Origin of the sequence: Streptomyces kronopolitis (genome assembly GCF_050953795.1) — a bacterium.
Classification (GTDB): Bacteria; Actinomycetota; Actinomycetes; order Streptomycetales; family Streptomycetaceae; genus Streptomyces; species Streptomyces kronopolitis_A.
On record NZ_CP191853.1, the window covers coordinates 1 to 10,216 of the forward strand.

Here is a 10,216-nt window from a genome sequence, read left to right on the forward strand (position 1 = left end):
ATGCGACGAGTCGAGCTGTCAGCTCACCGCCCATTGGGTGGCGGGCGAACGGCTCGACAACATCCGCGACTACTACGCGAGATCCCACCGGGCCGGACACGCGCTCAGCGACGTGCGCGGCCCGGACGGACGGGCCGTCGCCATCCGCGACGCGATCCTCACCGCCCAGGCGACCGGCGCCGACGTCGAGGCCGCCATCACCGCCGCGATTGCAGCGGGTAACCCCAGCGGCGCCGTCCAGGACGCCCTCTTCTAGCCCAGCCGGTAACAGTTGGCACCGCCCGCACGATGATCAAACCCCATGCACATGGGGAAAGGAGGCCCCGATGGCCGACCCGAGGACCGACCCAGGACGTGAGGGCACCCGCCTGATCGCCGCGCTGGAGAAGTGCTGGGCGCAGATCCAGAGACACCCCGGACCTCCCGCCGGTCCTGTTCATCACCGGAACCGGAGTCCCGCGCCGTCAGACCGAGAAGCCGCGGACGTCGACCGACGCACCCAAGCGCCGGCACTACGTCACCCGCGGGCATCACTGGGCCGACCGGTGGGCCGTGGCCGAGGAGGAGCAGCGCCTGGCGGAGTTGTTCGTCGCGGGCGAGACCGTCCGCGACGGAGGCGAGGAGGTCCTCAAGACTCTGCTGCACGAGGCCGCCCACGCGCTGGCCCATGTTCGAAAGATCCAGGACGTCTCCCGGGGTGACGCCCGGTGGCACCGCAAGGAGTTCGCGCAGCTGGCCCGGGAGACCGGACTGGAGCCCCCGCGCAAGTCGGAGCGACCGTTGGGTTTCTCCAATGCCGTGCTCACCGACGCGTCCCGCCGGAAGTACGCATCCGTCATCCGACAGATCGACGGAGCCGCCCTTCCCGGCCTCGGCGGAGCCGACCAGGAGGACACCGAGGAGGAGGACCCCACCCAGCCGGAGACCCCCGGCTCGACGAACGGGAAGCGGGTCAAGGTCACGTGCGGGTGCCTCCCCGACCCCCGGGCGTTCCCCGTCACCCCGAAGATCCTGGCGGAGGGTCCGATCATCTGCGGACTGTGCGGTGAGCCGTTCACCCTCCCCGACGAGGAGGACCAGGACGACGACGCCGCCGCCGAGCCGGACGCCGAACCGGAACCCCTCTCCCCCGCCGCCGAGCCCGTCGTCGTCCTCCCGGAGCCCCGCCCGGCCGAGGCAGACGAGCCCGGGGATTCCCCCATGCACATGGGGCACTGACCCGCCCGCCGGGGCCCGCCGCGTGCGCGGCTCCGGGCGGGTGTGGACCCGAGCATTTCCCCATGTGCATGGGGCGCAGCACGGCGCCGGCGCGCGAAGCGCGCGGCGGAATCAGCCGCCGCCGAAAATCACTCGTGGTAACAGTCGAGGCCCGACCCCCAGTCCGGGGGTCGGGCCTCACGTCGTCTCTGGCGAGCGTACCGGTCCCGTGCGGGCCCGTCGAGCTCCTGTCTTGCGAGAGGCGCTCCGCGCCACCCTCTCGCGCTCTCCCGGCCCCCGTCACAGTGCAGCCCGTATCCCTACCGAACCTCAGAACCAACCCCTTCCCGCCGTCCTCAACCATCCGCATCCATCCAGCTCACGCCACTACAAACCCCTCTCCTCTCCACCTCTCATCCCCCCTACTACAAACCTCACTACATAACACACCTAGGCATTCTTAATTTGTCGGTGTCGCTCGCGCCGTCGATCACGTACTCTCGTGACCATGCTGCGCATCACGCCGATCTCCGGAGGAGAGGCAGGACTCAATTACCTGCTCTCCGGATCGGGCTGCCAGGGCGAGCATCAGGCCGAGGTCGAGCCGGGCCTCGATGGCCCGGAGGGCTACTACGCCAAGGGCACGGAACAGGGCACTCCGCTTGCCGTGTGGATCGGCAACGGGACCTCCGAGTGGGGTGTCGAGCAGGGCGAGGATGCTACCGAGCGTGACATTCGAGCGATCTTCGGGAAGCACGCTCACCCCGAGGAGTACCGCCAGGCGATCGGTGCCGCGAAGGCGTACATCGACGAGAACGGCATCACTGGCACCGCCGCCAAGAAGCTCATGGACGACGCCGAAGCGTCCGCCCGCCGGGGCCGGAAGGCGTACACCTACCGCACGGTCGAGGAGCGCATCGACGACCGCCTGGCGAAGGAGCCGAACGCCGACCCGGAGCGTGTGACGGAGATCCGGAGGGAGGAGCGGGACAAGGGCCAGAGCTCCCCCGCCATGTACTTCGATCACACCTACTCGGCGCAGAAGTCGGTCTCCACCTACCTCACCGCGCTGGAGGCCGCAGGCCGTCACGAGGATGCCGCCACGGTCCGCGCGGCGATGAACGAGGGCATCGCGGCCGCCATGAAGACCTTCCAGGAGGAGGCCGGCCTCGGCCGCGTCGGCTACCACGGCAAGGCCAAGGGCGACCGCCCGTCGACCGGCCGGTACCTCGACTCCACCGGCTTCACCGCCGCCATCTTCACCCACGAGGTCTCGCGCGCGGGCGACCCTCAGCTGCACGCCCATGTGGCAGTTCTCAACAAAATCAAGGTGGTCGACGCAGACGGGAACGAGCACTTCGTCACCCTTGACTCGCGGTCCGTGAAGAACGCCCGTGAGGCCGCCGCCGCCGTATTCGAGCGGACGATGGAGCAGGCCATCGAGCGTGATCTCCCTGTGGTGTTCGAAATGCGCCCGGACGGCATGGCCCGCGAGATCAAGGGGTTCGAGCCCGAGCTGCTCAGCGCGCTGTCGGAGCGCACGTACGAGATCGATGCCCGGTACGAGGAGCTGCACGAGCAGTACGTCCAGGACCACGGTCGTGAGCCCTCCGCGTACACGAAGACGCGGCTCAAGGAGATGGCCACGCTCGACACCCGCGACCCGAAGCGGAGCGAGCACCAGTCCGCCGAGGCCCGCATCGAGCGCGCTACCCGGATCGCCGAGGACAAGGTCGACGGGGGTCTGCTCGGTGCGCTGGAGCGAGCCGAGCGGGTCGGGTTCGACACGAGGATGGCCGAGGTCGACGCGCCCACGTTCGACCGCGAGGAGGTCATCCGGGAGTCGCTGGAGGCCCTGCAGACCAAGCGCGCGACGTGGGACCGCAGCGAGCTCATCCAGCAGATCAACACCACGCTCGGTGACAATCTCCCCCGTGACGTGCCGCTCGCGCCGCTCGCCAACGAGCTGGCGACCGAGGCCCTCAAGAGTGGCCAGTACGGCGTCGTACAGACCGCCGGCATGAGCATCATCGACGACGCGCCGTCCCGCATCCGGGAGAGCGACGGATGCTCGGTGTTCTCCCCGCGCGCCATGTCCAGCGAGAAGTTCTCGCTGGAGGAGCACCTCAGCGACGAGCGGCGCGTCGCCTCCCGCGCCCACCAGACCGGCGCCCCCTGCCTGTCCCCGCCCGCCCTCGACCAGGTGGTGAAGTCCTCCGGCGTCACCGCCGACCAGGCCGACGTCGTCCGCGGAGTCCTCGGAGACAGCAAGCGGATCAGCGTGGTCGAAGGTCCCGCCGGCGCGGGCAAGTCGTACGCGACCGGCGTCATCGCCAAGGCGTGGCAGGAGCACACCGGAGGCCGCGTGATCGGCCTCGGCCCGTCCCAGGTGGCAGCCGAAGTTCTCGGCGAAGAGGGCATCGAGATCCGGACCAACACCACCCGCTTCCTCGACGTGTACGCGAAGGGCCTCGGCAGGCGAGAGGACATCGAGACGTTCCGGCTGCGCGCGGGTGACCTGGTCGTGCTCGACGAGGCCGGCATGACCTCCACCGACCACATCACCCGAATTTCCGACATGTGCGACGAGGCCGGAGCCAAGCTCGTCCCGATCGGCGACCAGCAGCAGCTGCAGTCCCCCGAGGCCGGCGGCCTGCTGCGCACGATGGTCGAGGACGGCCCGCACTACAGCCTCAGCAACGTCCGCCGCTTCAAGGAGCCGGACGGCACGGTGCGCGAGTGGGAGGCGAAGGCGAGCCTGGCCCTGCGCCGCGGTGACGTCAGCGCGCTGGAGGTCTATGACCTGCACGGACGGATTCAGGGCGGCACGCTGGAGGAGATGAAGGCGGCCACGATCCAGGCGTACGTCGCGGACACCCTGGCGGACCGCGAGTCCGTGGTGATGACCGCTACCAACACCCGAGCCACCGAGGTCAGCAGGGAAATCCGCGCCGAGCTCGTCCGGTACGGGCTCGTCGAGGAGACCGGCCTCCCTCTGGTCGACGACAACCGGGCCGGTGTCGGCGACCTGATCCAGACCAGGGAGAACGACGCCAAGCTCAAGGACTCCGAGGGCCGGATGGTGTTGAACCGCCGGGTCTACCGGGTGACCGGCATCGGCGAGGACGGCCAGCTCACGGCCGCCCGGGTCGCCGGCCGCGAGAGCAACGGCACCGAGCGACTCGCGGGGACCATCACCCTGCCCGCGAACTACGTCCAGGAGAACGTCGCGCTCGCCTACGCGGGCACCGTGAACGCAGTTCAGGGCCGCACGGTCGGATACGGCGGGTACCTGCTCGTCGAGGAAGGCATGAGCCGTCAGCAGGTCTACCCGGGTCTGACCCGCGCCCAGCGGTACAACCGGGCGTTTGCCGCGTGCCAGGTGCCCGGCGACGAGCACCGGCTGCAGAACCTCGACCAGGACGCCTTTTCCCTGATCCAGGCCGCCGTCGAGCGCGACGGGGGCGAGCTGTCCGCGCTGCAGGAACTGCGCGAGTCGCTGGACTGGGCCGAGTCGATCCCGGCGCTGGAGCCGAAGTGGAACGACTACGTCACCGAGCACACCCGCAACCAGTACGAGCCGATGCTCCGGCAGATGCTCAGCGAAGACCACTACAAGAAGCTCATGGCGGGCGACCCCAGCACCGTCTACCGCAAGCTCCGCGAGGCCGAGCTGGCCGGACACGACGGGAAGCGTCTGCTGTCCGGCGCCATCGGGATGCGCCCGATGAGCTACCCCGTGCCCGACAACGTCCCGGCCCTGGTCAACTGGCGTATCGACATGGTGCTGGAGGACCGCACGCCGGAGAACGAGCCGGTCGGTCCCAACTGGTGCGACCGCACGCCGCAGATCCCCGGCATCGAGGGCGAGGTCGCCCACGAGCTGGCCGAGGCCATGGACGCCCGGCGCGATGTCCTCGGCGAACGCCTCACCGAGGCGCCCCCGGAGTGGGCCGTACGCCACCTCGGCCCCGTGCCCGAGGACATCCTCGACCGCGCCGAGTGGGCCCGCCGCGCGGGCACGATCGAGGGATACCGCGAGCTGTACGGCATCGACGCGCCGAACACGGCCATCGGCCGCCTGCCCGCGAAGGGCGCGGTCGAGCAGCGCGCCGCATGGGAGGCGGCGCACTCCGCCCTCGGCCGCACCGAGGACCAGGAGACCCTTGCGCGGACGAACGACGCCACCCTGCGCGAGATGGTCAAGCGCTACGAGCGCGAGAAGTCGTGGGCCCCGGCCCACTACGGCGAGGAGCTGTCCGAGGCCCGACAGATGGTCCTGCGCTACGAGGAGAAGGCGATCCTGGCCCAGGCCCAGGCCGACCAGTGCACGGACGCCGCCGAGCGCGCCGAGCTGGAGGCCCAGGCCCGCGGCTACGAGGACCTGGTGGCCAACCTCTCCGGCCGGGTCGAGGTCATGGAGCAGATCGACGCGGCCCGCTCCGCCTGGTACGAGGAGACCGCGCCGGCCCGCGAGGTCGCCGAGGCCGCCCGCGACGAGCTGGACCGCCGTGGCGCCGACGACCAGGTCCAAGCGGAGCAGGACGTCGAGGAGACCCCCGACGAGGAGCTCGTCGCCGAGCCGGAGCACGACCTCGACCGCGCCGAGGAGATCGACTGGGCGGTCGAGGGCGAGACCCTCGACCAGGCCCCCGAGCAGAACGTCGAGGAGGAGCTCCCGCTCACCCACGAGGAGCAGGAGGAGCTCGACCAGGCGCTCGCCGCGTACGAGGAGCGGTTCCGCGTGGTCGCCGTCGAGGTCGAGGACGACGTCGACCTCGACCAGGCGCCGGACGTCGACTGGGGCGACGTGCCCGGGTTCGAGGAGTCCGCCCCGGAGCTGGACGACGTTGCGCAGCAGCTGGCCGAGCCGGACGAGCAGCAGCGCGTCCAGGACGAGCTCGCCGCCGAGGCCGCCGCGTACCACGAGGACCGGCGTGCGGAGGCCGAGCAGGCCCCGGCGATCGACTGGACGGTGGAGGGCGAGACCTGGCGGGCTGAGGAGTCCCTCGACGCCCCCGAGGCCGAGCAGGCGCCGCAGGTCGAGGAGACCGCCGAGGTCACCGCGACCACCGGGGTCACGACCTACCGGCCCGGCCCGGAGCTGGACGCCGCGCTCGCCGCGTACGAGCAGCAGCTGCGCGAGCAGGCCACGGCCTCCCGCGAGGCCGAGCCGGAGTACGACCTCGACCAGGCCCCGGAGATCAACTGGGAGATTGAGGGCGAGACCACCGAGGAGCGTCCGGAGCAGGAGGTCCAGGCCGAGGCCGAGCAGGACGTCGAGGCCGAGCTGCAGCCGGAGGCACCGGAGCAGGAGCTGGCGCCGGCGGCGTCCGGGCCGACGCAGGAGGACCAGCTGCGCGAGCTCTACGAGCAGCTGTACGTGCAACAGGGTGCGGACCGCGCCCCCGAGGCGGAGACGGAGGCGACGCAGGCCGGACCGGAGCAGGAGAACCAGCGCGAGGCCCAGCGCCTGACCGCCTCTCAGCAGCAGCTCCCGGCCCAGCTGGCCGACCTGCAGGAGGACCTCGACAAGGCGCACGGTGCAATCACCGAGATCGCCAACCGCATGGCGGAGAGCAACCGGACCGCTGCCGAGGCCGACGACGCGGCCCGCGCCGAGCAGGCCGAGGTCAGCCGCACCCGCGAGGTCGAGGTCGAGGCCGCGCCGCAGATCCAGCAGGACCAGGGCCCGATCATCAGCTACTGACACGGCCCGTAGCGCCTGCTGGCCGGGCGCCCGTCCCGGCCCTTACCCTCAACCGACCAGGAGGTGAGCCGAGTTGAGCACCGCACAGTGGACGCCGCCCCAGCTGCGGCCGGAGGACGAGCTCGTGAGGATGATCGAGCACGTCACGGCGAACGGCTACAGCAGCAACAAGCACGACGGATACGACAATGGCCTGCTCGCCGCGCTGGAGTGGGCCGCCGGCCGCACCGAGAAACCGCCGGTCAGCAAGACGCCTCTCGGCCGCCCCGTCACCGGCACCGATGCCAAGCGTGAGCAGTACAGGGCACACGAGGCGATGCAGGGCGGGATCGCCGAGCCCGAACTCCGAGAGGTCGCCCAGGAGAAGGGCCGCGGCTACGTGACCGGGGTGGAGAACACCCTGTCGTGGACCATCGGGTCGGACGGCCTTTGGGCACCGTGGGAGACGTAGCCGGAAAGGCCGTAGAGACAGCACAGAGCCCCCGACACGTATGTGTCGGGGGCTCTTGTCGTCCGTGCGGCTACGAGGCCGCCACAGGGCCGGGAGCGGGCGGCTCCCGGCGGTTCTGCAGCTCCCAGCTCAGGAAGCCGGACAGAACCTCGTCGTCGTCGATCGCACGCGGAGCCGTGTCCAGCTCCGGGTTGTTCTCCCAGGGGTCGTCCTGGTGGGCACCGGCGTTGATGCACTTGCCCAGCGCGCTGATCAGGCGACGCTTGACGCCGGGCGCGTACCGGTCGTGCCAGTCCCCCGCCTTGTTCGGGGCGCCGTACGACGTGCGGTAAATCTTGATCCACTCCTGGCACAGCCAGCCCATCTCCCGTACGGCCTCCCGGTGCCGGTACCAGCACGGCGGGATGCGGTCAGGGTCGGTCGGAGAGCCGGCAATCGGGTTGTTGCCAGCGAACGCGCCCGACTTCCACCCGACCCAGCCGTACCCGTACTGCAGCTCGTAGCGGACCCAGCTGATCAGGACGTCCCAGGCTTCCCCGGCCTCCGCACGGTCCATGCCCTGGTCAAAGGACCAGTTCCAGACCGCGAGCTTCTCCTCGGCCGGTTCGGCCGCCAGGGCCTTGAGGTCCTCCCCGATCTGCTTGACCGTCTTGGACAGGGCGTCCAGGCCCGACCGGAGCGGGGCCAGGGCCTGCACCTGCTCCTGCAGGCCACCGGTCCGCTCCTCCAGGTGGTCGAGCGCTTCCTGCACGTTCCCGAGCTGGGCGAGCGCGGTGCGCACGTCGTCCTTGCTCTCGCCCAGCGTCTCGACGTCCTTCTCGACCTTGGCCAAGTCCTTGGCCAAGGCGAAGACCTGTCCGGCGAGGCCGCCGCCGATCTCCCCCGCCATCAGCGGCTTCCCTTCGTCATCGTGACGCCGGCGCCCGTACCGGTGCCGGTGCCGCCCTTGCGCTGGCTGGGCACGTTGGCCTTGGACAGCTTCTTGACGTCGCGCCGCTTCCACAGCGGCTTGATGTGCGTGATCACGGGCGAGCAACCGGCGAAGATGATCAGGGACTGGCGCTTGCCCAGCTTGAACACCTGCCCCGGCGTGATGACCGGCTTCTCCTCGGTCACCGTGGAGATCGAGTTCTCCCCGTTCCTGGTGGTGGTGGTCTTGCGCTGCTTTTCGTAGGTGCCGCACATGTCGCTGATGTCCTTGCGGACCTGCGTGTCGCCGATGCCCCGCAGGAAGATGCGGACGTTGGCGTCGTCCCAGATGATCCGGCCGCGCTGCTCGCCCCACACGTCGAACAGCTGGGCACGGGACTGGATGACGATGACCAGCGTGATTCCCCGGCCGCCGGAGTCCGGCATCCACTTGTCGACCGGCAGCGGGATCAGGTTGGCGATCTCGTCCAGGGCCCACAGGCAGGGCGGGTCCATCCGGCCGGTGCCGTTCTTGTTGCCCAGGTCGACCGTCACCGACCGCAGGTAGTCGGCGAACATCACGAACAGCGGGGCGACCGTCGAGCCCGGCTTGTCGTTGCCGATCATGTAGAGGGAGCCCTTGTTGAGCAGGAAGGTCTCGGCGTCGAAGTGCTCGCCGGGGCCCGGCAGGACCGTCTCGGCGACCCGGGGGTTCGCCATCCAGCCGAGGGCGGAGGACAGCGTGGTGAAGATGCCGTCACCCGTGCCCTGTACGACCGTCTGCCGCTGGACCAGGAGGTTCGCCCAGTCCTGCGCACCGGCCGAGAGCAGGATGTTCGCCGCCGTCTGGTCACCGCGGTTCTGCGACCACGAGTAGACGTCCATCATGGTCTTCCCGCCGAGGGCGGCCGCGTGCATGAAGCGCGCGAGCACCTCGCAGGCCGTCGACTTGAAGAACGCGTCCACGCCCGAGCCCGCGTCGGAGCCGCTGCGGGAGCCGTACAGCAGGTAGGCGGCCCGCTGGATGGCCACCTCGCGCACCTCGCACCCGCGGATCGGGTCCCAGCGGAAGGTGTTCTTCCCGCCGGACAGGCCCAGCGGGTCCCAGACCCACACGGGCCCGAGCTGCTCGCGCATCGCCTTGGTGGCCAGGTGGTCGTTGACCTTGGACGACGTGTGTACGACCGCGCCGTCCCACCGGTAGATCATCGAGTTCAGGATGATGGACTTGCCCTGCCTCGACGGGGCGAGGATCAGGTAGTTGTTCTCCGGGGTGCCCCAGATGCCGGTGGGCAGGCCGCCGGAGCGCAGGCGCCCGAGGGGCACCGCGTACGCCGTGGTGGGGACCTTCTTCTCGCGTCCTTCCAGGCTGGGGCGGGTCTGCTTGGCCATCTCCCGGGCGTACTTGGCCGACATCTCGTCGCGGATCTCCCGCTTGGAGGCGAAGCCGGGCCGGGGCGCGTACGCCTTCCACAGGGCCCCCAGGCCGCCGATGGCCGCCACTGCGGCGACCCCGACCGCGATCCCGCCGGGCCCCCAGATGAAGTCGTTGAAGGTGTTCACGTACTCGAAGATGGCCGGGTCCGGGGTGGTGTCGCTGCCCGGGAGGCCGGGCGCGGGCGACGAGGCCGCCAGCTCCATGGCCGTAATCTGCGCGTGGGACATCATGCGGGGTTCCTCCGTTGTCGTGTCTCGGGCCCCCGGGGATCAGCGCTGCCATCGCCCCCCGGGGGCGTTGTCCGACTGGTCCGGTGACCTGCTTCGCACCGTATGCCGGGGGTCGGACACCCCTCTGCTCGTTTATTGCTGGGCGCCGCTCGGCAGCGCGCGGTTCCCGGCCTTCGGGGGTCAGGTGATCCCCGTTGATCGAATTCTTGAAGGCCGGACCTGTGGATAAGGACCGCGCTTCCTGCCTGACGTCGCATCGAACAGCAGGCACGTCCGGTGGT

The 10,216-nt window shown here is 70.2% G+C and carries 5 protein-coding genes and 1 pseudogene; 4 read left to right on the forward strand and 2 right to left on the reverse strand.

Going from position 1 to position 10,216, the window contains the following annotated elements:
- The 4 genes and pseudogenes from ACQP17_RS34245 to ACQP17_RS34260 all read left to right on the forward strand — a co-directional run.
- Positions 1–256 (forward strand): annotated as a pseudogene (locus ACQP17_RS34245) (hypothetical protein); the annotation flags it as partial.
- A gap of 296 nt (positions 257–552) precedes the next feature.
- On the forward strand, positions 553–1,218 hold the full coding sequence (locus tag ACQP17_RS34250) for a hypothetical protein (protein WP_433860109.1): 666 nt from the start codon (positions 553–555) through the stop codon (positions 1,216–1,218).
- Between the two features lie 487 nt (positions 1,219–1,705).
- Positions 1,706–6,907 (forward strand): MobF family relaxase, encoded by a 5,202-nt coding sequence (gene mobF, locus ACQP17_RS34255; protein WP_433860110.1) that lies wholly within the window; start codon positions 1,706–1,708, stop codon positions 6,905–6,907.
- Between the two features lie 73 nt (positions 6,908–6,980).
- A complete protein-coding gene (locus tag ACQP17_RS34260) occupies positions 6,981–7,358 on the forward strand; it encodes a hypothetical protein (RefSeq protein WP_433860111.1) in 378 nt (125 codons plus the stop codon).
- Between the two features lie 70 nt (positions 7,359–7,428).
- Here the strand turns inward: ACQP17_RS34260 and ACQP17_RS34265 are convergent, their stop codons facing one another.
- Positions 7,429–8,247, reverse strand: a complete 819-nt coding sequence (locus tag ACQP17_RS34265; RefSeq protein WP_433860112.1) for a hypothetical protein — start codon at positions 8,245–8,247, stop codon at positions 7,429–7,431.
- Positions 8,247–9,935: a type IV secretory system conjugative DNA transfer family protein gene (locus ACQP17_RS34270; RefSeq protein ID WP_433860113.1), complete on the reverse strand. Its 1,689-nt coding sequence runs from the start codon at positions 9,933–9,935 to the stop codon at positions 8,247–8,249. The genes ACQP17_RS34265 and ACQP17_RS34270 overlap by 1 nt, the downstream gene beginning before the upstream one ends.
- Between the last annotated feature and the right edge of the window lie 281 nt (positions 9,936–10,216).